This is a genomic window from Kitasatospora sp. NPDC053057, from assembly GCF_044546945.1.
Classification (GTDB): Bacteria; Actinomycetota; Actinomycetes; order Streptomycetales; family Streptomycetaceae; genus Kitasatospora.
The window spans coordinates 1-21933 of sequence record NZ_JBITZP010000007.1 but is presented as its reverse complement, the minus strand read 5'-3'; the positions used below and the strand labels follow the sequence as shown (position 1 = coordinate 21933).

The following is a 21933-nucleotide window of genomic DNA, read 5'->3' as shown; positions in this document are numbered from 1 at the left end:
GCCTTTCAGGCGGGGACGAGGTGGGGGGAGAAGCGCCTGCGGTACTCGCCGGGAGTGACGTGCAGGGTGCGCTTGAAGCTGCGGTGCAGGGTCTCGACGGTGCCGAAGCCGCAGGAGCGGGCCACCGCGTCGAGCGTCGCCGCGGTGGTCTCCAACAGGCGCTTGGCGGCCTCGATCCGGACGCTCTCGACGTACGAGGCGGGGGTGCGGCCGGTCTCCGTGCGGAAGACCCGGGTGAAGTTCCGTTCGCTCATGGCGACGCGGCCGGCGAGGGCGGGCACGCCGAGGTCGGCGTCGGGGTGGTCGGCGATCCAGTCGAGGAGCTCGCGCAGCGGTGCCCGGTCCGGCCGCTGGGCGGCCAGCTGGGCGCTGAACTGCGCCTGACCGCCCGGGCGTTGGACGAACATCACCAGTCGGCGGGCGATCCTGCGGGAGACCTCCGGGCCGTGGTCGGCCTCGGTCATCGCGAGCGCCAGGTCCATGCCCGCGGTGATCCCGGCCGAGGTCCACAGCTCGCCGTCGCGCACGAAGATCGGGTCGGGGTCGACGGTGACCCGCGGGTAACGCTCGGCGAGCTGGGCGCAGCGCGCCCAGTGGGTGACCGCGCGCCGCCCGTCGAGGAGCCCGGCCGCGCCCAGCAGGAAGGCGCCGCTGCACACCGAGGCGGTGCGGCGGGCACGACGGGCGGTGCGGGCGAACCAGTCGACGAACGGTCCGTCCTCGCAGGCCGGGTGGACACCCTCGCCGCCGACGGCGATGAGGGTGTCCACCGGGGCGCACGCCCGGTCGAACTCATCGGTCGTCAGGGTCGGCGAGACGGCGAGACCACCGCTGGCCGGCACCGGGCCGGGCACGGCGGCCACGGTGTCGATGACGACGCCCCCGGTCAGTTCCCCCGCCTGAGTGAAGACCTCGTGCGGTCCGGTCAGGTCGAGGATCTGGAAGTCCGGGAAGACGGCGAAGACGATGCGCGGGCTGCTCACCCCTCCAGCCTGGCCGGATGCCCCGATGGCGGCAAGGACACAGGGGTGACGATTTCCGCCACGCCCGCCGCCCGCCTGCCCGCCACGCCCCGGCCGGGCGGGGGCGGTGTTCAGCGGGCCAGGTCCAAGGCCCGGTTCAGGTTGTACTCGGCGATGCCCGCCATCGCCGCCCGGTCGGGGAAGTCGCCGTCCAGCAGCCGTAGCGGCCCCGCCGTCAGCGAGAGCCGCTGCGCCAGCAGGTAGAGGGCGAGCCGGTCCCCGTCCAGCCCGGCCGCCTCCAACGGCCGGTAGGCCTCGTGCAGGCGGATCCGCAGGAACACGTGCTCCCACTCCACGTCGAAGTACATCGAGCCCTCGACGTCGATCACCACGGGCTGCCCGGCCGCGTCCACCAGCACGTGGTCGGGCCCCAGTTCGCCGTGCACGACGGCGTACTCCGCCCGCGGCCGCACCGCCCCAGCCAGGGCCAGCAGCCGCTCCGCCAACCGCTCACGGGCGGCCGCCACCCGGGGATCGCGCGCCGCCGCCTCGGCCAGGTCCCGCAGGGCACGCTCCAGCACGACCCCCTCGCACGAGCTCCCGTGCGAGGCTCCGCCCGCGTCGACCACGGCCACCTTGCCGTACCCCGGAGCCCGGTGGCCGCGCATCGCCTCCAGCGCCTCCCCGAGCCGGGCCAGCACCGGGGCGGCGGCCCGCGGATCGCGCGCGAGCAGGGCCTCCAGGCTCTCGCCCGGCACGTCCTCGACGACCGCCAGGTCGGCCGGGCCGTACGCACCGTCGCGGTCGACCAGCCGGATCGCCGGGACGCGGACGCCGAGCCCGGCCAGCCGTGTGTGCGCCGCCTCGAACAGGTCGAGCCCGAGCCCCGGGGAGAACGGGTCGGCGAGGTCGTCGTCGCCCTCGGCGGCCGGCCAGTAGTTCTCCGCGTCGTCCCAGCGGTAGGCGACCGCCGTCGTCGCGTCGTCCATCACCAGGCGGTACACGCCCTTCTTGCTGCCGCCCGCCATCCGCTCAACGGCCGCCAGCCGTCCACCCAGAGCGGCCCGCGCCGCACCCGCCAACTGCCGCTGCACCACTGCCCCGACCGCCACCCGTGCGCCCCGCCTCTCCGTCCTCGTGATCCGCGCACCCTACCCGGTGCCGGCGCGCGGCCGCGTGAGAGCCTTACGGAGATGAATCCCGGGGACAACGAGGCGGCGGTCGGCGAACGGCTGCACCGGCGCGGCTGGCGCAGGGCGTTCACCGTCGAGGAGATGGTGGGCAGTTGGGCCTGGCTGGTCGGCGAGGTCGAGCGCGGTTACCGGGACGACGTCGAGGAGTACGTCAACGACCTGTGCTGCCGGAACTGGCTGCACGAGGCGTGGCTGCTGCTGGACGACCGGACCGTGCTGCTCTGGACGGGCAGGATCGAGGCACTCGACCGACGGTTCCGCGCCGCGACCGTCGACGACGACGGCGTCGCCCTCGACCGGTTCCACCGCATCCCGCCGCCCGGGCTGTGGTGGTGGCGACGCCACCCGCGCGTGCTGGTCGGGGACCTCGGCCGCGCGCTGCGCCCGGCGCTCTGACCGCTACCGCGAACGGCGCAGGGCCCGCCGCAGCTGGTCGACGGTGGGGGCCCGCAGAGCGCGCCGTGGGCGTCCCGGAACAGCCGGCACGACAGGCCGGCGGGCTGACCGCCCCGCCCCGCACCTCCGCCGGCTACCGCGACTACCCGCCGCAGACCGCCGACCGGCTGGCCTTCATCCGCGACGCCCAGGCCGCCGGGCTGACCCTCGGCGAGATCCGCGAGGTCCCGCGGATCCGCGACGACGGCCAGGCGCCCTGCGCGCACGTGGCGGCGCTCGTGGCCGAACACCTGCGTACGGTCGAGCAGCGCATCGCGGAGCTCACCCGGGCGAGGACCGAACTGCTGCGCCTCGCCGAGACGGCGGCCGCCACCGACCCGGCCACCTGCACCGAGGCCGACATCTGCCGGATCCTGTCGTCCCGGTGACGGCATCCGTCGGCGGCGATCTGCTTGACCTCAAGCGTATTGTGAGCAAACACATTTGACGAGATGTCAGTCACAAGGCGGTTGGTACGGCGTGCCGGGGAAGTACCGGTGCCACTGCTCGCGGGTGATGGCGGTGCCCACCGTGTCGCAGAGGTGCCGGGTGAGCCGGTCGATGTCGGGGTCGATGAGGACGACCCTGCTGGGCGCGCCGTCGGCTCCGAACTCGCTGACCAGGAGGCTGCGCCCGTCGGGGCTGAAGCCGGCGCTGAAGACGACGTGCGCGGCGGTGAGCATGCCGACCTCGGACGGCTCGTGGGGATCCGCCACCCGCCACAGGTGGATCTGTCCGGCGTCGGGATCGGTGGTCTGCTGGGCCATGGCCCGGCTGACGAGCAGACGGTCGTCGGGGCTGAACTGGAGGTAGCCCTGTCGCTCCACGGCGAGCGAACCGGCGGGCGCCGGGTGGTGGATGTCGGTGATGTCCCACAGGTCGATGGTTTTGTCGGTTGACACCGCGAGGGTGCGGCCGTCGTGGCTGAGTACGAAGTCGTTCACGACGCCCCTGGCGAGCTCGCCGTGGTCGGGGCGTCGGGGGTCGCTGAGGTCCCACAGCTGGATGGTCTTCGGGTTGGCGCGCGGGATCCTGGCCATGGCGATCGCGAGCAGGTTCGCTGTGTGGTCCTCCGACACGGCCTTGTCACCGAGGTCGATCGGTGCGGCGGCGGCCGGATGCCGGGGATCGGTGAGGTCCCAGACGCTCATCCGGCGAGCTTCCAACCGGTCGACGGAGACCAGTTTCCGGTTGACGAGGCGGAGCCGCCCGGGCGGTTGAGGGGACTGGATGGTGGAGAGCTCCTTCGGGGCCCGTGCGTCTCCGGCGTCCCACACGTGGATCCGGCCGTCCCGACCGTTGGTCACTACGAGCCCGCCCTCGATGTCCAGGTCGCTGGTGAACGTGGTGATTGCTTCGGCATGCTCGACGTACTCGGCGAGCTCGTTGAGCGTGCCGCCCTTCGTGGGGTGGTCCGGGTCGGTGACGTCCCAGAGCTGCGGGGGACCGACATCGCTGAACGCGATCAGCGTGCGGTCGTTGACGGGGCGGGCGACCCCCGACTGGAACGCCGTCAACGTTCCGGCCTGGCGCGCGTCGTAGGGACCGGTGGTCCGCCACAGCCGGTACTTGCGGGCGCCGTCGGTGCCACGGTCGCGCGGCAGGTCGACGGCCCAGGCGAGGGTGCGGCTGTCCGGCGTGAAGTCCCCGTAGGCGCCTGTGTCGGACAGGACGGCCGTAGGGGCCGGGTGCCAGCTCCGGATCCGATTCTCCACGCTCGCACTGAGCAGGGACGACGCGCCGTCGCCGACCACGAGCGAGAAGATCGCCCCGGGGGTGGGGTAGTCGGCGGCGCGGACCGGAGCGTGCGGATCGCCGATGTCCACGGCCTCGACGTGACTGGTCTGGACGCCGGTGTCGATGGACGCGCCGACCGCCAGCGTCCGGCCGTCCGGCGAGAAGGCGAGGGCCGCCACGGTCTGCGTCGAGTCGATCGCCACCGGATTCGACTGGCCGTAGACGTCGGTGACGGGTGCGGGCTTGGCCGGATCGCCGGTGTCCCACAGCCTCACGCCCCGGCCGTTGGCGCCGAGCGCCAGCAGGGGCGCCCGGGGGCTGAAGGCCACGCCGAGCGCGTGGCTGTCGGCGAGCGTGGCGGTGAGCGCCGGCTTGAACGGGTCGGTGACGTTCCAGAGTTGGGTCGAGGTGGAGTCCTCGGACTCGGAGTGTACGAGGGCGAGCAGGCGTCCGTCCGAGCTGAACGACCCGGCCTGCTCAGTATTCATGGCGGTGGGCAGGGTGCTGGCCCGGACCGGGTGCCGGGGATCGCTGAGGTCCCACAGCGAGGACCCGGTCTGGCCGAGGGCGGCCAGCCTGCGCCCGTCCGGGCTGAGGGTCAGGGAACCGGAGGCGTCGGGCAGGACGGCGACGGCCTCCGGGCGGGCGGGGTCCGTCACATTCCACAGCCGTACCGTGGTGTCGGTGTCCTGGGCCGCGAGCAGCCGGCCGCCCTGGGTGAGCGCCAGGCCCGCGTACTTGCTTCCGGTCCGGATCACGGACAGGGACTTCGCCCGGCGGGGATCCGAGAGGTCCCAGAGCCGGACGGTGTGATCGTTGCTCGCGCTGGCGAGCAGGTGTCGGTCGGTACTGTAGGCGAGCTTCTTGACGGTGTCGGTGTGCCCCTCCACCGGCGTGTAGTACGGCGCCGGCGCCGAGTCGAGCAGGGCGCTGCGCGCCTCCGGGGTATCCGCGATCTTCCGCGCGGACAGGGCGAGTTGAAGGGCCAGGGTCGGATCGATCGACCGGATCTTCTCGGCGGCCTGCGCGCCGACCTTGGAGGCGAGGAAGTCCCGCTGCTCGTCCGCGACCCGGTTCTGCCACACCGCCGCGCCGACCCCGGCGACCGCCACCAGCAGCAGCACGGCCAGGGTGCCGGCCAGGGCCCGCAGCCGGGTGGTGCGCCGGCGTTCGGCGCGCTGTTCGGCGGCCTGCCGGGCCTGGCCGGCGGCCACGAACTCCCGGGCCGCCGAGGTGGTTCCGTGCCGCTGCGCGGACTCCTCGATCCACTGCAGCGCGGCGGCCAGCCGGACGCCCCGGTACAGCGCCCCCTCGTCGCGCTCGTCCCGCTCCCAGGCGTCCGCGGCGTCGTGCAGCCGCTGGCGGACCAGCAAGCCGGCCCGGTCGTTCTCGATCCAGTCCCGCAGCCGCTGCCAGGCGCGCAGCACCGCCTCGTGGGCCAGTTCGGCGTGGTCGTCGTCCACGACCACCAGCCGGGCCTCGGTGAGCGCGGCGCGCGCCGTGGGGGCGGCCGGGTCCCCTTCGAGGTCCAGTTCGCCGAGCGGGGCCCGGCGGCGGGTGTCCTCGGCGCCGTCCACCACGTGCACCAGGCGCAGCAGGATCTGCCGGGCGGCGCGCCGCCCGTCGGCGTCCAGCCCGTCGTAGGTGGCCTCGGCCGTCTGCGCGACCGCGCCCCAGATGCCGCCCGAGGCCTGGTAGCCCGCCATGGTCAGCGTCCGCCCTGCCCGCCTCTGCCAGGTGGCCAGCAGCGCGTGGGACAGCAACGGCAGGGCGGCCCCGGGGCCGCGGTGGCCGCCGCCGGTGCGTAGGTCACGCAGCAACAGGTCCAGCAGTCCGGGCTCCAGGCTGAGTCCGGCGAGCCGGGCCGGTTTCTCGACGGCGTCCCGCAGCTCCTCGGTGTTCATCGGGCCGATCAGCACCTGGCCGTCCGGCAGGGCCTCCGCCAGCGCCGGGTACGCCATGCAGTGCCCGTAGAAGTCGGCGCGCAGCCCCAGCAGGACCACCGCGCGAGGTGCGGCCGACTCGGCACTGCGGGTGGACGCGGCCGACAGCGCCGCGACGAACGCCTCCCGTTCCCGCTCGTCCGCGCACGCGGTGACCAGCTCCTCGAACTGGTCCACCACCAGCACCAGCCGTGAATCGCCTTCGGGCAGCCGGTCGACGATCGACCCTGGATCCGTCAGCAGGGCGGCCCGGATGGACTCGGGGTCATCCTGCGTCAACTCCGCGAGCACGCGGGCGAGTTGCACCACCGGTCGATCGCCCGGGGTGAACACCACCCGCGGCCAGCGCCCCGGCCGCAGCTCCGCCGGCAGCCCGTGGTCGAGCGCGGGCAGCAGCCCGGCGCGCAGCAGCGAGGACTTGCCGGCGCCGGACGGGCCGATGACCACGAGCGGCCCGTCCTTCGCGAGCTGTTCGGTGACGCGGTCGACCAGCCTCGCCGTCAGCGCCTCGCGGCCGAAGAAGAACTGGGCGTCCTCCACGCCGTACGGTGCCAGGCCCCGGTACGGGCAGGTCGCCGGTTCGGGCCCCGGCACGGGTATCAGTACCGGCTGGTAGGCCGGGTTGGCGGCCAGGACCAGCTCACCGGCCCGCCCCTCGGACTGGCGGCGCGGCCGGGGGAAGCCCCGGTCGCCCAGCGCCCGCGACAGGGCCCGGTGGAGGCCGTCCAGCGTCAGCTGCGGCGGTCCCGTCGGGTCGCCATCGCGCAGCAGGCGCAGCAGCTCGCCACTGAAGGCGGTGTACGGCGCGCCGGGCGGCGCCAGCGCGAGTTCCTCCGGCGCGGCGGAGGCCAGGACGAAGCCGCCGCCGGGGTAGGCGGTCTCGAAGGGGCTGCCCGCGCCGCCGACGGGTGCCGCCCGGCCGGAGAAGCAGCAGTCCAGGACCAGGACGACCGAGCGGGCACGAGAGGTGGCCAGGGTCTCGCGCAGCGTCGCGTAGCGCAGGCCCTTGTAGGCCAGGCCGCGGGTGAGGTGGTCGGTGACGCGGGTCGCGAGGTACAGCTCGTTGTCGTCGCCGACCAGGCCGTGGCCGACGTAGTAGACGAGCAGGACGGAGTCCGCCGTCTCGGCCGCGCTGGTCAGTTCCTCGCCGAGCACGACCGGGTTCTCCGGGTCGATCACGGTGCGCACGTGCTCCGGGGCGAGGCCGCAGCGGTCGACGAGCTCCCGCTCGATCGCGCGGACGGTCCCGGCGGCGGCCGGGACGTCGGGCAGGACCGAACCGGGGACGTGGCTGCCGGTCCCGATGATCAGGGCCCGGGCGCCGGGAAGTCCCAACGGCAGTCCGGTGTCACTCATCGCCGTCGGGGAGCGCGGTCGGCCCGGGGCGGTCGGCGAGCGACCGGCCCACCTCGCGGACCAGGGCGGCGACGCCGTCCGGGCCGAGGCCGTGCACCGCCGTCGCCCGCAGTTCGATCGAGCTGCCGTCCGTGCGGGTCACCTGGACCACCGTCTCGCCGGCCCGCCGCCGGATCCAGGCGATCAGGGCGCTGGTCAGGCCGGACACGGCGCCGCCCGTGCCGACCGCGACGGTCAGCACGTCGGCGAGGGTGCCCAGCTCGCCGGGCCGCGGCGGCGCGGCCTCCAGTTCTACGCGCCCGCGCAACTCGTCCTCGGCCCGCAGCCAGGCCAGCAGGGAGGCGGCGGCGCCGCGGTCGGCGTCGGTCACACGGATTCGGAGTGGTTTGTCCACGGTCCCCCCAGGGGCCAACGGTGCACGCTGTGTTGACCTAGCGTCACAATAATGAGCGGTCGCGGTCAAACGCCGTGGTCGGCGGGCCGCGCGGGCCGCCCGGCGACTCAGGCTGCGCCGAACGGGTGAGAGGGTGCGGCCGTCCGGCGCCCCTTGCGGCGGCGGCGTGTCGCCTGGCGGATCCCCGGGTGGGACGGGAGGGTGACTGGCGGGGGACCACACGAGGAAAGAGCGAGCATGCCCGAAGTCACCACCCCGTACGTGACCGGCACCCCGTGCTGGATCGATCTGATGGCGCAGGACCAGCAGGCCGCGCTGGACTTCTACCGCGACCTGTTCGGCTGGCAGGGGCAGGTCGGCCCGGCCGAGTTCGGCGGGTACGCCGTCTGCCGGCTCGACGGCAGGGCGGCGGCCGGCATCGGCCCGGCGATGGCCCCCGAGGGCATGCCGGAGCCGCCCACCGTGTGGACCAGCTACCTGGCCACCACCGACGCCCAGGCCACCCAGGACGCGATCGTCGCGGCCGGCGGCACCCTGCTGGTGCCGGTGATGGACGTCGGGACCCTCGGCCGGATGCTGGTCGCCGCCGACCCGCAGGGCGCGGTGTTCGGCGTCTGGCAGGAGGTGGACTTCTCCGGTGCCGGGGTGGTCAACGAGCCCGGCGCGCTGACCTGGAACGAACTCCACACCGACGACATCATGGGCGCCACCGCCTTCTACGGCGAGGCGTTCGGCATCGAGGTCGTGCCGGTGGAGGGCAACGACCAGTACTGGGAGCTGAAGGTCGGCGGACGCCCGGTCGGCGGCGCCTCGCTGCTCGCCGACGACCCGCCCGGCACCCCCGCGCACTGGCTGTGCTACTTCGCGGTCGACGACGTCGACTCCGCCGCCGACGCCGTGGTCAAGCGCAACGGCACCCTCCTCGCCCCGCCCTTCGACATGGTGGCCGGCCGGATGGCGGTGGTCGCGGACCCGCAGGGCGCCCCGTTCGCGATGATCAAGCTCGGCCCGAGGTAGCAGCGCTGCCGCGTCGACCGAACGACGAGCCCGCCCGGACCCTCTGGGCGGGCTCGTTTCGTCCGTCCGCGTTGAGCCGGCTCAGCCCGTTCAGCCGGCTTTCAGTCGGCCAGTCTGTTCAGCCGGCTCAGTCCGTTCAGGCGGTCGCGGCGCCGAACCACCGGGCCATCGCGTCGTTCAGCGTCTGCTGATCGTCGCCGACCCAGGCCACGTACCCGTCGGGGCGCAGCAGCACGGCGGGGACGTCCAGCTCCTCCACGGGGTCCACGACCTGGTCGACGCGGTCCGCCCAGCCCGCCACCGAGAGGGCGCCGCCCGTCGCGTCGAGCAGCAGCGCCCGGCCGCCGTGCATCCGCTCGTACAGGCGCCCCTGCTTCAGTCGAACGTCCCGCAGGCGGCGGCCTAGCAGCTCGTGGCCCCCGCCGAGGTCGTAGCGGACCCCGACGCCGAAGACCATCTCGGTGATGTACCGGTTCACCTCCTCGAAGTCCATCAGGGTGGAGAGCAGCTCCCGCAGCGCGACCGCGCCGGGCTCGGCGCCCAGCAGGGTCATCTGGGCCCGGGTGTTGGCCAGGACCCGGGCGCCCACCGGGTGGCGTTCGGCCTGGTAGCTGTCCAGCAGGCCGGCGGGGGCGTGGCCGTGCACGGCGGCCGCGAGCTTCCAGCCGAGGTTGTAGGCGTCCTGGATGCCGAGGTTGAGGCCCTGGCCGCCGGTGGGCGGGTGGATGTGCGCGGCGTCGCCCGCCAGGAACGCCCGGCCGACCCGGTACTGCTCGGCCTGCCGGGTGGCGTCGCCGAAGCGGGAGAGCCAGCGGGGCGAGTGCGCGCCGAAGTCGGTGCCGGCGGTGGCGCGCAGCTGCTGCCGGAACTCCTCCAGGGTGGGCGCCTCGGCGCGGTCCTCCGCCACGTCCGCGGCGGGCACGACCATGCGGTACGCCCCCTCGCCCCGGGGGACGGCGCCGAAGCGCAGCTCGGTGCGGCGGACCTCGGTGACCACGGCCTCGATCGTCGCCGGGTCCTCGGCCAGCGACAGCTCGCCGAGCAGGGTGTCGACCCGGGAGGGCTCGCCGGGGAAGGCGATGCCGAGCTGCCGGCGCACCGTGCTGCGGCCGCCGTCGCAGCCGACCAGGTAGCGCGAGCGCAGCCGGGTTCCGTCCGCCAGCTCGACCGTCACCGCGTCCTCGTCCTGGCTGAGCCCGGTCACCTCCCGGCCGCGCCGGATCTCGGCGCCGAGTTCGAGCGCGTACTCGTGGAGCAGCCGCTCGGTGACCGGCTGCTCGACGGTGAGGCCGTACGGGTGGGCGGTGTCCATGGTCTCCGGCCAGGGCTTGTGGATGTGGCCGAAGAAGCCGCCGACCTGGAACTTCCCGCCCACCGCGAGGAACCGGTCCAGCAGCCCGCGCTGGTCCATCATCTCCACGCTGCGCACGTGCAGCCCCTGCCCGCGGGACTCCTCGGTCGGCTCGGTCAGCCGCTCCAGCACGACCACCCGCACGCCCTGGAGCCGCAGTTCGATCGCCAGCATGAGGCCGGTCGGCCCGCCGCCGACCACGATCACATCGATCATCGGAACATCCCCCAGTGAGTTCGAACGAGGCCGGCAACTCGGGACACCGGCGTACGTACGGTGCGAACCGTGTATTTCGCCAGGTTCCGGCCTCGGGCGACGATTGTGCGCCCTGACGGGGGCCTTGCCGCAAGGCCCCCTGGGGGCGATACCTTGGTAGTGGCGAGGAGTCCCTGATCTCCTCGCCTTTGTTGTCGGCGGCGGCGTGGGCGATGGTGTCGGCGACGTTGTCGGCGAGGGCCCGTACGCTGCCCCGATGAACATCGACGATCTTGAATGGCAGCGGCGCGAACCCGGCGGGATCAAGGACGTCTGAGGCGGGGGCCTGCGCGGTCAGTCGGTTCAGAGGCCGATGGCGTCGGCCGTCTCCTCGCTGGTCCAGGCGAAGAAGTCCGTGGCCGGGTCGAGTGAGCCGACCAGGTGGCCGTGGAGTTCGAAGCCGATCAGCCCGATGAGCTGGACCAACGCGGAGACGGCGCGGGCGAGGGTGTGCGGGGAACTGCTGCGGATCGCCCCGGGCTTCCCGGTCTTCCGGATCACGATCGACTGAGCGGGCGTCAGACGTCAGGCGGTCGGTACCAGATAGCGGAGCTTGCGGCCCTCCGTGGCAACGAGACGGCCGCCGTTGGCCTCGATCACGCGCCGCGAGGCGGTATTCGTCTCGTCGCAGGTCAGCAGCGCCCCGCCGACGCCCAGCGCGGCGGCCACCGGCAGGGCGGCGGCCAGCATCGCGGTCGCATGGCCCCGCCGCCGGGCACCCGGCCGCACGTCGTAACCGATGTGCCCGCCGATCCGCTCCAGCTTCGGGGTCAGCCGATGACGGATCGCCAGCCGCCCCAGCAGCTGATCGCCCTCGGCCCACCACAGCGTCGTCATCGGCACCCCCACATCCCGGCGCATCCCCGCCTCGGTGCGCTCGGCCAGGACGCGCGCGACGTAGCCGGCGAACGCGGCGGGGGCCGTCAGGGCGGCGGGTTCGACGTCGGAGACGAACCACGGGACGGGCGCACCGGGCTCGGCGTGGAACTCGGCCACCGCCGCCAGGAAGGAACACCGCAGCCGGACGGTCGGGTCGATCAGTTCGGGCATCGCGCCATGATGCCCGACCGCCCACGCCGCCGTCATGGCCCGGGCCGAAGCTCCGCGGGCGTGGGGTCGGCCGGCGGACGATCAGCTCGGGTGCAGCACCGCGGAGACGATCTCGCGTACCCGGCCGGGCGTGATCCCCTCGCACTGTTCCACGGCGAGCGGGTGGTCGGTCGGCTCCAGCTCGATGCGGGGGCGCTCGCCGACCGGCCGGGTGTGGGCCATGGTCTTCAGGTTGACCGTGCTCGGCGAGTAGATCAGCCGCGGGCGACGGCTTACGGGCCGCCACTGACCATGTGTCCTCGGAGTGGATTGATGACGAACGAAGCGGATCCCGCCGACTGCGGGGGCGCCGGTGCTGCTAGCGTGGCGCGGAAATCGCAGCGATGGGAGTACGGGCGTGACGGGCGGGCATCGGTGGCTGGTGGATGAGACGCCCTGGCCGGAGCAGGCCCGGTTGGGGTACGGCGCGTTGGTGGAGCTGGTCACGCCCGAGCCGCCGGCGCCGGACCTGAGGTGGCTGGGGGACGGACTGGTCGGCACCCGGGGCGTGGTGGTCGGCTGCGAGGTGGAGGACGACGGCCCGGTGTACGGGGTGGTGACCGAGGACGGGAGCCCGTGGCGGCTGCGGCCGGAGTTCCTGGCCGCGCTGGGCGGCTGCCGGACGGACCTGCCACCGCGCTACCGCAGCGATCTGCCGGAGGGCACCCGGGTGCGGATCCTGGCCGGCCCGGCCCCGGAGGGCGGGCCGGCCGGGGCCGTCGGGCGGGTCACCGGGCTGTGGTGGGAGCGCGCGCTGGAGCCGCCGATGGGGTACACCGTCGAGGTGGGCGAGTACACCCACTGCGTGACCCCGGAGCAGGTCGAACCGCTCTGACCGCCGAACCGCTCTGACCGCCAGAGTGTCTGACCGCCGGAGTGTCTGACCGCCGGAGTGTCTGACCGCCCGAGCGCGGGCCAGGTCAGCCCTTGCCGCCCGCCTTCAGGACCTGGGCCGCGGCCACGCCCGCGGCGCTGTTGCCGTGGCCGCCGCCCTCGACCTCGGCGGCGACCGCGAGGTCGTTGCGGTAGGCGATGAACCAGCTGTTGGTGGCCTGGCTCGAACCGGCCTCGACGGTGCCGGTCTTGGCGCCGATCTGGCCGCTCAGCCCGGACATCGGGGCCCGGGCGGTGCCCTGGGTGGCGGTCCGGGCCATCATCGAGCGCAGGCCCTGGGCGACGTCGGCGGGCAGCCTGCCGGGTGCCGTCACGCGCTTGGCGTCCTCGCGCAGCACGGGCTGACGGAACGTTCCGCTCTGCACGGTGGCGGCGACCGAGGCCATCAGCAGCGAGTTCACCTGGATCTGGCCCTGGCCGATGTACTCGGCGGCCGCCTCGTCCTTGTTCCCCGGTACCGGGATGGTGGCGTCCCGGCTGGGGATGCCGATCCGCCACTGCAGACCGAGGCCGAACTGGTCACGGGCGACCGACGCCAGGGTGCCGGGCTGGAGTTTCTCCAGGCCCTTGTCGATGAACCCGGTGTTGCAGGAGTGGATGAAGTCGTCGCCGAGGGTGTAGTCGAGGTGGTTGCCGGGCTCGTCGTTGTGCCAGGTCCGAGGGGAGTTGGTGGTCTCCTTGCAGGGCGCCGCGGTGTCCGGGGTCACCCCGGCCTCCAGCAGCGCGGCCGAGGTGATCACCTTCATCGTCGAACCGGGCGCCTGCCCGCCGCCGACCGCCCGGTTGAAGTCGGCCTGCGGGGCGTAGGCCATCGCCAGGATGTTCCCGGTGCTCGGCTGGACCGCCACCAGCGAGGCGGGCTTGCCGTCCGCCGACTGCTGCTTCACCGCGTCCTCGGCGACCTGCTGGAGGTCGGCGTCCAGAGTGAGCTTGACCTGGGGCGCGCTCGGCGGGGTCAGCACGAACAGCTGCTCCGCGTCCTGCGACCCGCCGCCGGTGAGCACCACGGCCTGCCCGGTGACGACCTTCGCGCCGTCGGGCGGGGCGATCTGGGGCAGCACGGACCGCAGCGACGGGAACGAGTCCAGTGGCCGGCCCTTGCGGTCGGTGGGCTTGGACACCGGGTTGGGCAGGGCCTTGACGGCGAGCGTCTTCCCCGCGCCGAGCTTGGGGTGGATCACCGTCGGCGCCCAACGCACCAGGATGCGCCCGTCCGCGGCGCGCACGACGCCCAGCGTGCTGTCGTACTCCCAGGCCTCCGTGGTGCCGTCGAACTCGGCCCGCACCCGGTAGCCGACGGCCGGTTCGCTCGGCGTGCCGGAGGGCGCGGCGCCCGTCCCGGTCAGGGTGAGCGCACGGGCGGACACGCCGTCGTGGAACGAGGTCAGCGCCATCCGGGCGGCCTCCGGGCGGTCGGTCAGGCCCGCCGCGACGGTGAGGTCCCCGCGGCCCCAGGCCGCCAGGAAGTCCTTGGCCACCGCGTCGGCCTCTGCGGCGGTGGGCGGCGTCTGCGGGCCGTTCGACGCCGTCGCGTTCGCACCGGCCCCGCTGCCGGAGGAACCGCCGGACACGGCGCTCACCACGTTGTAGGCGCCGTACCCGCCGACGACCACCAGCGCGGTGAACACCCCGCCGACCGCCACCAGCCAGACCCGGCGGGATCGCGGACGGCGCGGGGTCTCCTCGTGGTCGGCGTGGACGAGGTAGTCGTCGTGGTCCTGGTCCGGGTAATGCTCGTCGTGCTCTCGGTGCATGGTGCTGCGTCCCCCCTGCGTATGCCGGTGTGTGCCGCCCGCCCCCTCCCGGTTGCGCCTGTCGTCCAGGGCCCGCCGGGCCGTTCGGGCCCGGACAGCCTATGCGGCGGCGGCCCGCCGGTCGACAGTGGGGGCTTTGGCGGCGTTTGACCTGTGGAACGCCCAGGTGGCCGAGGCCGTCGAGGCCGAGGATGGCGACGGTGTCACCCGGGCGGGCGGCGGCGCGACGGGCGACCAGGCGGGAAACGGCGACGGCCCGTATGAGCGCGTTGCTCGTACGGGCCGTCCCTGGTGACCTGACGTCGGCTCAGGCCTTCTTCACCACACTGGACTTGAGCTGCATCGCCCCGAAGCCCTCGATCCGGCAGTCGATGTCGTGGCCGTCCACGCCGTCGACCAGGCGGATGTTGCGAACCTTGGTGCCCGCCTTGATGCCCGAGGCGCTGCCCTTGACCTTGAGGGCCTTGACGACGGTCACGGTGTCGCCGTCGCTCAGCACGTTGCCGACCGAGTCCTTGATCACGCGCTCGCCGGCGCCCGCCTGGGCGTCGGCGTCGGCGGGAGCCCACTCGTGGCCGCACTCGGGGCAGACCATGAGGGCGTCCATCTCATAGGTGTACTCGCTGGAGCACTGCGGGCACGGGGGGAGGTTGTCGCTCATGGGGCTCTGGCTGTCCTGTTCTGTCCGGTCGGCAACGAGTGTCGGCGGCTGGCCAGCCTGTATGAACTTGAAGAATTTTTCAAATCGCCATTCCGGCTCACCTGGCCGATCCCCGGCTCCCACCCGGCGCGCGCCCACCCCGTCCGCGCCGTGGACGCGGACGCTCCGGCCTGATATCCAGTCGACTGGCAACCGGGCGGAGCGGGCGCCCCCGGGTCGGACGGACCACCAAGGAAGCAGGGGCGATGCGCAGGATTCTGATCGTCGGCGCCGGGCAGGCCGGCCTCCAACTGGCCCTCGGGCTGCAGTCCCACGGCTACGACGTCACGCTGCTGACCGACCGTGACGCGCAGGAGGTACGGGACGGGCGGGTGCTGTCCACCCAGTGCATGTTCGACTCCGCGCTGCGCACCGAGCGCGCCCTGGGCCTCGACCTGTGGGCCGAGCAGGCGCCCCGGATCGAGGGGGTCGGGTTGTCGGTCGGCGGGCCGGAGGCGGTCCGGGTGATCGACTGGGTCGGGCGGCTGGACGCCCACGCGCAGTCCGTCGACCAGCGGCTGAAGATGTCGACCTGGCTGGAGGCCTTCTCCGCCCGCGGCGGCCGGGTGGAGCTGCGGCAGGTGAGCGCCGCCGACCTCGAACACCTCGCCGGCTCGTACGACCTGGTGCTGGTCGCCTCCGGCAAGGGCAAGTCGGCCTCGCTGTTCGAACGCGACGAGGAGCGGTCCCCGTACCTGCGGCCGCAGCGCGCACTGGCCGTGAGCTATGTGTACGGCCTTGCGCCGCGCCCCGAGCACGACTTCCCGGCGGTGCGCTGCAACCTGGTGCCCGGCATCGGCGAGTTCTTCACCCTGCCGGCCCTGACGGCCGCCGGGCCCTGCGACATCCTGCTGTGGGAGGCCCAGCCGGGCGGTCCGGCGGACGCCTTCGACGGGATCCGCGACCCGGCGGAACACCTGCGGGTGATGCTGGAGTTGATGAAGGCCTTCACACCTTGGGAGTACGACCGCACCCGCGCCGGCGTCGAACTCACCGACGCCGGTGCCACCCTGGCCGGCCGCTTCACCCCGGTGGTCCGCCGTCCGGTCGGTGAACTGCCCGGCGGCCAGGCGGTGCTGGGCGTCGCCGACGTGGTCGTCACCAACGACCCGATCACCGGCCAGGGCGCCAACAACGCCGCCAAGTGCGCCGCCCTGTATCTGGAGGCGATCCTCGCGCACGGGGACAAGCCCTTCGACCGGGACTTCCAGCAGTCCGCCTTCGACCGCTTCTGGGCGGAGACCGCGCGGGCCGTCACCGCCTGGACGAACGCGATGCTCGCCCCGGCGCCCCCGCACGCGGTGGAGCTGTTCGCTGCGGCCGGTCAAGTCCCCGCCGTGGCCGACCGGTTCGCCAACTCCTTCAACGACCCGGCGGATGTGGAGGAGTGGCTCCTCGACCCGGAGAAGGCGGCCGCCTACCTGGCCTCGGTGGCACCACCGAGGCGCTGAGCGTCGGACGTGTCACGGTGAGGTCAAGGTCTCGCCAAGTTCCGCGCGGGGGCGTCCTGATCATGGTGGGTTCGTGTCAACCCCGGCCCGCCGGGGGACATTTACGCACAGAACGCGAACTTCAGGAGACATGTGGTGGCGGTCGACGGCAGCAACATGGCGCACGCTGTGATCGAGACGGCGGTGAAGGAACGCACGCGCCTGCACACCGGCCGCAGCCGGACGACGGCGATCGTGGTGCTGGTCCTCCTGGCGGGCCTCGGCTTGTTCCTGGCGCTGGTGGTCGGCAAGACCGACCCGACCAGCGCCCCGACCTGCGACGGGAAGACCATGACCCGGAGCGACGAGTGCCGGATCTGGTCCAACCGCGGCGGCGGAGGCACCTTCGGCTACCAGGAGATGATCGATCGCCGCGAGTCCGGCAAGGGGGTGTGGCAGGTGGTCGGCTTCGTCGCCACCGGCCTGTCCGTCGTCCTGATGGGCGTGGCGGTCACCAAGCTCAACCCCAACCGCCCCTGGGGCAAGCCGGTCACCGCCGTCTGCCCGCGGTGCCACCAGCCCACCCTGCGGGAGAAGCTGACGGTGCACACCATCTCCCGGGGACGGACCAACTACCGCTACAGCGGCATCGTCACGCTCTGCACCCCGGTCTGCGGCTTCACCGCGGTGCGCCAGCGCTGACGCGGGCCTGAACGGATCGGGGCCGGGTGCCGCAAGCACCCGGCCCCGATCGCATCAACGAGGTAGGTCGTTCGCGCCGCGGTGTGCGAGTAGGCCCGGCCCCTCCGGGGACCGTCGGCGCTGCCAGAACGGGCGGCTGCGCCACCGCTCCTCGCCGATGTGGATCTGGCGGTGGCCGTACCGGTAGGCGTCGAAGGTCTCGCCCAGCCGCTCCGCGTAGCCGTCGAGCGCGTCGGCCTCGCCGCGGAGTCTGGCGTCGATCGCCTGGCCGGCGCAGAGACCCGAGTAGAGGGCGGTGAGGATGCCCTGTGAGGAGAGCGGGTCGAAGGCGATCGCCGCGTCCCCGGCCGCGATCCAGCCCTCGCCGGCGAGCGGCTCCAGCCGGGCGGTGTGCGCGGCGCTGCGGCGCGGGGCCGTCCCGGCGAGGGGCGAGCGGCCGATGGCGAGCCGGGCGGTGTGACGGGTGGCGGCAAGCCGGTCGAGGTAGGTCCGGGTGTGGCCGAGGCCCGGCGGGGCGAGGTCGGTGTCGGTGAAGTAGGTGACGAGCCGGTGGGCGGGGTTGTGGGGCGCGGTGTACCACCAGCCGTCGGGGGCGGACTCGACGAGGGAGGCGCCCTCGGTGTCGGCGGGGCCGGCGGTGAGGCGAAGGTGGACGGCGACCAGGCGGTCGTAGCGGTGGCGGCGGGCTCCGCACCTGGTCGCCAGCGCGGCGCGGCGGCCGGTGGCGTCGACCAGCCACCGGCAGCGCACCGGGCGGGCCGTGCCGTCGGCGCACACGGTCACCTGCCAGCCGCCGCCGTGGTGGGGGGCCGGGTGGGTGACCGTGGCACGTTCGGCGACCTCCGCCCGGTGCGCGCGGACGGCGGCGCGCAGCAGGCGGTCGAAGGCGGGCCGGTCGAGGTGCCAGCCGTGGCCGTACGGATCGGTGATGAAGTCCGTCCGGTGCAGGTGCGGTGAGCCCCACGCGGAGAGGGTGGCGCGGCAGGGACGGTGATCGGCGTCGAGCGACCGGATGTCGACGCCGAGGTCGTGGAGGAGCAAGCGGGCGGCGGGCACGAGGGACTCGCCGGTTTTGGGCGGGCCGCTGCCCGCGTCGGCGAGCAGGACGGTGCGTCCCGCCCGGGCCAGCGTGAGGGCGGCGGCGGCGCCCGCCGGGCCGCCGCCCGCGACGACGGCGTCGTACTGGTCGGTCCGGCACCGGTCGGCGTACGGGCCGTCGCCCAGGCCGGCGTCGTACCGGCGGAACGTGCGGCCGTCGGTGGGCGCCGCCGCCGTGGTCACCGGGTGTCCCGGAAGGGATCGACCTTGGCGAGGTAACCGGCCGAGATCTCCTCGGGCCGGAACACGCTGGTGCGGGCGACCTCGTCGGCCGCGTGCTGGTTGACGGTGGCGCGCCGGGCCTCGTCGAGCTGGGGGTGGCCGGCCTCACGCACATGGATGTTGACGAGGTTCTGGCGGTCGTCGACCTTGCCGAGCGAGGGGTCGGGCGTGGACTCCACCAGGATCGCCTTCGGGAACTTGTCGTCCACGGTGTACGGGTTGGTCTCGACGACGCCGAACTTGGACCAGTTCTCGACCATCTGCTTCAGACCGGTCAGCTTGTCCGGGCTCAGGAACCGCAGCCACACCGCCCGCTTCACGAACGCCTCTTCGCGCTTGTCCTCCGTGACGGTGCCGTTCGGGGCCTGGTTGACGATGTCGAAGTCGGTCTTCTTCAGGACGTGGTTGGGCACCCGGGCCGGCCAGAAGGACGGCAGGTAAGGGCTATAGCGGGGGCCGATGTTGGCCCGGAGTTCGTAGCCGGAGCGGCAGCTCGCGGTGTCGGTCTGCCAGGGGAGGCCCATCCAGCGGGTGAGGCCGCCCGGGATCTGGGCGTGCAGGGGGCCGTTGGCCGACAGCGCGCGTCCCGGCAGGAGGTACTGGCCGTAGTCGGGTTCGGGATCGCTGTCCGGGCGGTGGCTGATCCGGAACGGCTCGGCGTAGAGCGTGTCGTGGCGGATCGGCCAGGTGACCTCGCAGCCGGGGTGGAAGGCGTCGGCGAGGCAGTAGTCCAGGGCGGCCCGGTCGAGCAGCGCGGGCCGCAGCTCGACGGGCGCTGCGTCCAGCGACTGGTAGACGGTGTGCTTCGTCTTGTCGTCGAAGTTTCCGTCCACCCACTGGGCGAGCATGGCCTCCTGGGTCGTCGTCAGGACCCCGTACTGGCGGGGCGACTTCGCCGGCACGGCCATGGCGTCCCCGTAGAGCCAGGGCCAGGGCAGCGGGGACAGGCCGTCCCGGTCGTAGCTGCGCATCTGGTAGTACACGCGCTGGCGCAGGTCGCGGTACTGGTCCTTCTTGCTGCCGAGGATGGCGAGCAGTCCCGGCGAGGTGAAGTCGTTGGGGCCGTTCCATCCGTACTCGGCCGCGAAGCCCTGGTTGACCCACTGGTGTCCGTTGAACCGCTGGAGCAGCGGCTTGATGTGCTCGTCGAAGACGACCGTCGTGGGGGCGGGCAGGTCACCGCTCTGGACGAAGAGGTCGTACAGCAGGTCGTGGAGCGTCACGATGCCCTTGACGTCCGGCGCGTAGTTCGGGGGTGCGACCACCACCCAGGCCGGTTTCACCTCCACCGGCGTGCCGCCGATCGTGACCTTGGCGGTCACCGGACCGTCGGAGATGTCGTCGTACCAGCCCTCGTTGTTGCCGAACGTGGTGAGCGGGGACGGCGGACTGGTGAACGAGGCGGAACTTCCCTTGCCACCCAGGACGACGAGCCGCCCGCTGTCGTCGGTCCGCAGCTCTCCCAGGTAGACGGGGATGTTGTTGATCTTCCCGGTGTCGAAGCTCCGGCCGCTCTGGTTCGCCCCCGAGATCGTCCGGGGGCCCGGGTCGATGGTCAGCACATCCCTGGCGAGCGCGTTGTTGCGCCGTTCGTACTGGTCCTGGGACAGACGCTGGGCCTCGGGGATGTCCAGCGCGAGCGAGAACTTGTACCAGGCCGCCTTCCGGTTGGCCAGGTGGACCGTCCACTCGACGCCGGCACCGCCCTGCCCGTCCAGGATCTCCCGGACGACGTTGCCCTCCTTGTCGTAGCCGTACACGCGGAAGCGCGCCGCCTGCCGCTTGATCTTGCCGGTGCCCTCCTTGGAGAAGCCCGGTGGATGGGGCGGCTCGTCCGGTGTCTCCGGTCCGTAGAAGAACGTGTCGCCGTTGCCCACCCGCGCGATGCCGATCGCGGGGTGGATCTTCACATAGGCAATGTCGGTCATTCGGATGGCTCCTGGAAGTTCGCGGGCTCCGGCGGGACGACGGAGCCTCGGACACGGACACGAATGCCCCAGGGCCGGGCGGTGGCCGACGGCCACTTCGAGCGGAACCGCCGGGGTCCGTACCGCGGGCTCCGCAGCCTCTCCGTCGTGGGGTGCGTCGGCCGCGGATCGGCTGACAGGTGCACGAACGGATGCCGCGCGAGGATGTCCGCGCCTCCAGCATGTGACCGGGGCCATCACCCGTCATGCTGGGGGCGGCCGTTCAAGGTAGGCATCGTTCGAATGCCACCTATGCCGGGGCCGAGGAGCTCCGGGTCGGGCATGCCGCTCTCGGGGCGGATCTGCGTCGTCATGGACATCAACACTTCGCGCCCCACCCCCTGTGACCTGCTCTGCCCGCCTGCCGTAGTGCCGGTGGAACGCCCTGTCAGCGGATTCCGCCGACGGCGGAGACCAACGTGGATCAGTCGGCGAGCCCCAGCGGGTCCGGGGCGGTGCCGAGCAGCTCGGGGCCGTTGTTGCGCACGCTGTTGACCGTGGGTGGGACGGCGCGGACCCGCAGGGCGCCGTCGGCGGGGCGGCGCAGCAGGTGGTGGAGTTCGGCCGGGTCGGTGTGGCCGGGGGAGAGCCAGGTGGGGAGGTCGTCGGGGGCGATGGTGAGCGGCATCCGGTCGTGGACGCGCCCGGCGGAGTCGGTGGCGTCGGTGGTGATGACGGTGGCGGTGGCGAGCCAGGCGAGCGGGTCGTCCTCGGGGCGGGCGGGGTCGCGCCAGAACTCGTACAGGCCGGCCATCAGCATCACGCCGCCGGTGCTGAGGAAGTACGGCTGCTTGTACTTCTTGCGGTCGTCGGTGGCGGGCACCTCGCGCCACTCGTAGTAGCCGTCGGCGGGGATGACACAGCGGCGGGCGGTGAAGGCCTTGCGGAAGGCGGGCTTGGTGTCGACGGTCTCCGAGCGGGCGTTGATCATCCGGGCACCGCCGGACGCGTCCTTGGACCAGGACGGGACGAGGCCCCAGCGCAGCGGGCGCAGCTGGCGCAGCACTTCGCCGGTGTCCCGGTCGACGCGTTCCAGGACGGCCGGCACCGGGTCGGTGGGGGCGACGTTCCAGCTCGGCGCGAGGGTTTCGGCCGGGTCCCACCGGAGCTCTCCGAGCAGCGAGACGAGGTCCTGGGGCGTGGTGGTGGAGACGAAGCGGCCGCACATGCCCCCAGCCTGCCACCCGGCACGGACAGCCGGGGCCTTCAGCGCGCCGGGCGGCCGTGCGGGGCGGGGCCGGGGTGGCCCGGGGTGTGGCCGAAGGTACGGCGGAAGACGTCGATGAAGGCGCGGGTGGCGCGGGCCGTTGCGCAGGGGGCCGGGCACCGGGGGATGGCCTGGATGCCCCTATGACTGTCAAGCAGTCATGCCGGGAGCGGTGTGAGCCCGACACGTGGCAGCAGCGAGAAGACCTCGCGGGCGACGTAGCGCTT

General features: G+C 73.2%; 19 protein-coding genes and 1 pseudogene. 7 read left to right on the top strand and 13 right to left on the bottom strand.

The window, feature by feature from the left end; genetic code table 11:
* Positions 1–5: 5 nt before the first annotated feature.
* Both ACIG5E_RS10070 and ACIG5E_RS10065 read right to left on the bottom strand, forming a co-directional pair.
* Positions 6–983 carry a GlxA family transcriptional regulator gene (locus ACIG5E_RS10070; RefSeq protein WP_396532773.1) on the bottom strand — a complete coding sequence of 326 codons (978 nt, stop codon included), beginning with the start codon at positions 981–983 and terminating at the stop codon, positions 6–8.
* A 110-nt stretch (positions 984–1093) separates the two neighbouring features.
* Positions 1094–1990 (bottom strand): phosphotransferase family protein, encoded by an 897-nt coding sequence (locus tag ACIG5E_RS10065; protein ID WP_396533046.1) that lies wholly within the window; start codon positions 1988–1990, stop codon positions 1094–1096.
* 165 nt (positions 1991–2155) lie between these two features.
* Between ACIG5E_RS10065 and ACIG5E_RS10060 the strand changes: the two genes are divergently transcribed.
* A complete protein-coding gene (locus tag ACIG5E_RS10060) occupies positions 2156–2551 on the top strand; it encodes a hypothetical protein (protein ID WP_396532772.1) in 396 nt (131 codons plus the stop codon).
* 65 nt (positions 2552–2616) lie between these two features.
* Positions 2617–2979 carry a MerR family DNA-binding protein gene (locus tag ACIG5E_RS10055; RefSeq protein WP_396532770.1) on the top strand — a complete coding sequence of 121 codons (363 nt, stop codon included), beginning with the start codon at positions 2617–2619 and terminating at the stop codon, positions 2977–2979.
* A gap of 66 nt (positions 2980–3045) precedes the next feature.
* Here the strand turns inward: ACIG5E_RS10055 and ACIG5E_RS10050 are convergent, their stop codons facing one another.
* Both ACIG5E_RS10050 and ACIG5E_RS10045 read right to left on the bottom strand, forming a co-directional pair.
* Entirely contained in the window at positions 3046–7626 is a 4581-nt protein-coding gene (locus tag ACIG5E_RS10050) for a hypothetical protein (protein ID WP_396532768.1), read from the bottom strand.
* Positions 7619–7996, bottom strand: coding sequence for a hypothetical protein (locus tag ACIG5E_RS10045; RefSeq protein ID WP_396532766.1), 378 nt, complete (start codon positions 7994–7996; stop codon positions 7619–7621). Before ACIG5E_RS10045 ends, ACIG5E_RS10050 begins: the two co-directional genes overlap by 8 nt.
* Positions 7997–8257: 261 nt before the next feature.
* Here ACIG5E_RS10045 and ACIG5E_RS10040 point away from each other — a divergent pair, with 261 nt between their 5' ends.
* Positions 8258–9037: a VOC family protein gene (locus ACIG5E_RS10040; RefSeq protein ID WP_396532764.1), complete on the top strand. Its 780-nt coding sequence runs from the start codon at positions 8258–8260 to the stop codon at positions 9035–9037.
* Positions 9038–9173: 136 nt separating this feature from the next.
* On the opposite strand, the gene rox is transcribed toward ACIG5E_RS10040, so the two are convergent.
* From rox to ACIG5E_RS10020, 4 genes and pseudogenes are all read right to left on the bottom strand, one after another.
* Entirely contained in the window at positions 9174–10604 is a 1431-nt protein-coding gene (gene rox / locus ACIG5E_RS10035) for a rifampin monooxygenase (RefSeq protein WP_396532762.1), read from the bottom strand.
* A 342-nt stretch (positions 10605–10946) separates the two neighbouring features.
* Positions 10947–11144 (bottom strand): hypothetical protein, encoded by a 198-nt coding sequence (locus tag ACIG5E_RS10030; protein WP_396532760.1) that lies wholly within the window; start codon positions 11142–11144, stop codon positions 10947–10949.
* Positions 11145–11168: 24 nt separating this feature from the next.
* A complete protein-coding gene (locus tag ACIG5E_RS10025) occupies positions 11169–11693 on the bottom strand; it encodes a GNAT family N-acetyltransferase (protein ID WP_396532758.1) in 525 nt (174 codons plus the stop codon).
* Positions 11694–11774: 81 nt separating this feature from the next.
* A pseudogene (locus tag ACIG5E_RS10020) lies at positions 11775–11936 on the bottom strand (DUF2199 domain-containing protein); the annotation flags it as partial.
* A gap of 154 nt (positions 11937–12090) precedes the next feature.
* On the opposite strand from ACIG5E_RS10020, the gene ACIG5E_RS10015 reads away from it, so the two are divergent.
* Positions 12091–12567 (top strand): hypothetical protein, encoded by a 477-nt coding sequence (locus ACIG5E_RS10015; RefSeq protein WP_396533055.1) that lies wholly within the window; start codon positions 12091–12093, stop codon positions 12565–12567.
* A gap of 85 nt (positions 12568–12652) precedes the next feature.
* Here the strand turns inward: ACIG5E_RS10015 and ACIG5E_RS10010 are convergent, their stop codons facing one another.
* Positions 12653–14380, bottom strand: a complete 1728-nt coding sequence (locus ACIG5E_RS10010; protein WP_396532756.1) for a penicillin-binding transpeptidase domain-containing protein — start codon at positions 14378–14380, stop codon at positions 12653–12655.
* 136 nt (positions 14381–14516) lie between these two features.
* Here ACIG5E_RS10010 and ACIG5E_RS10005 point away from each other — a divergent pair, with 136 nt between their 5' ends.
* The gene (locus ACIG5E_RS10005; protein ID WP_396532755.1) at positions 14517–14675 is read left to right on the top strand and encodes a hypothetical protein; all 159 of its coding nucleotides are present in this window, start codon (positions 14517–14519) and stop codon (positions 14673–14675) included.
* A 12-nt stretch (positions 14676–14687) separates the two neighbouring features.
* Here the strand turns inward: ACIG5E_RS10005 and ACIG5E_RS10000 are convergent, their stop codons facing one another.
* The gene (locus ACIG5E_RS10000) at positions 14688–15041 is read right to left on the bottom strand and encodes a zinc ribbon domain-containing protein YjdM (protein ID WP_396532754.1); all 354 of its coding nucleotides are present in this window, start codon (positions 15039–15041) and stop codon (positions 14688–14690) included.
* 245 nt (positions 15042–15286) lie between these two features.
* Here ACIG5E_RS10000 and ACIG5E_RS09995 point away from each other — a divergent pair, with 245 nt between their 5' ends.
* Both ACIG5E_RS09995 and ACIG5E_RS09990 read left to right on the top strand, forming a co-directional pair.
* Positions 15287–16531 carry a styrene monooxygenase/indole monooxygenase family protein gene (locus ACIG5E_RS09995; RefSeq protein WP_396532753.1) on the top strand — a complete coding sequence of 415 codons (1245 nt, stop codon included), beginning with the start codon at positions 15287–15289 and terminating at the stop codon, positions 16529–16531.
* A 135-nt stretch (positions 16532–16666) separates the two neighbouring features.
* Positions 16667–17212 carry a hypothetical protein gene (locus ACIG5E_RS09990; RefSeq protein ID WP_396532751.1) on the top strand — a complete coding sequence of 182 codons (546 nt, stop codon included), beginning with the start codon at positions 16667–16669 and terminating at the stop codon, positions 17210–17212.
* A gap of 54 nt (positions 17213–17266) precedes the next feature.
* Here the strand turns inward: ACIG5E_RS09990 and ACIG5E_RS09985 are convergent, their stop codons facing one another.
* From ACIG5E_RS09985 to ACIG5E_RS09975, 3 genes are all read right to left on the bottom strand, one after another.
* Positions 17267–18493 carry an NAD(P)/FAD-dependent oxidoreductase gene (locus tag ACIG5E_RS09985; RefSeq protein WP_396532750.1) on the bottom strand — a complete coding sequence of 409 codons (1227 nt, stop codon included), beginning with the start codon at positions 18491–18493 and terminating at the stop codon, positions 17267–17269.
* Positions 18490–20460 carry a LodA/GoxA family CTQ-dependent oxidase gene (locus ACIG5E_RS09980; protein WP_396532749.1) on the bottom strand — a complete coding sequence of 657 codons (1971 nt, stop codon included), beginning with the start codon at positions 20458–20460 and terminating at the stop codon, positions 18490–18492. Before ACIG5E_RS09980 ends, ACIG5E_RS09985 begins: the two co-directional genes overlap by 4 nt.
* A gap of 463 nt (positions 20461–20923) precedes the next feature.
* Positions 20924–21667 carry an SOS response-associated peptidase gene (locus tag ACIG5E_RS09975; RefSeq protein ID WP_396532747.1) on the bottom strand — a complete coding sequence of 248 codons (744 nt, stop codon included), beginning with the start codon at positions 21665–21667 and terminating at the stop codon, positions 20924–20926.
* Positions 21668–21933: the final 266 nt, after the last annotated feature.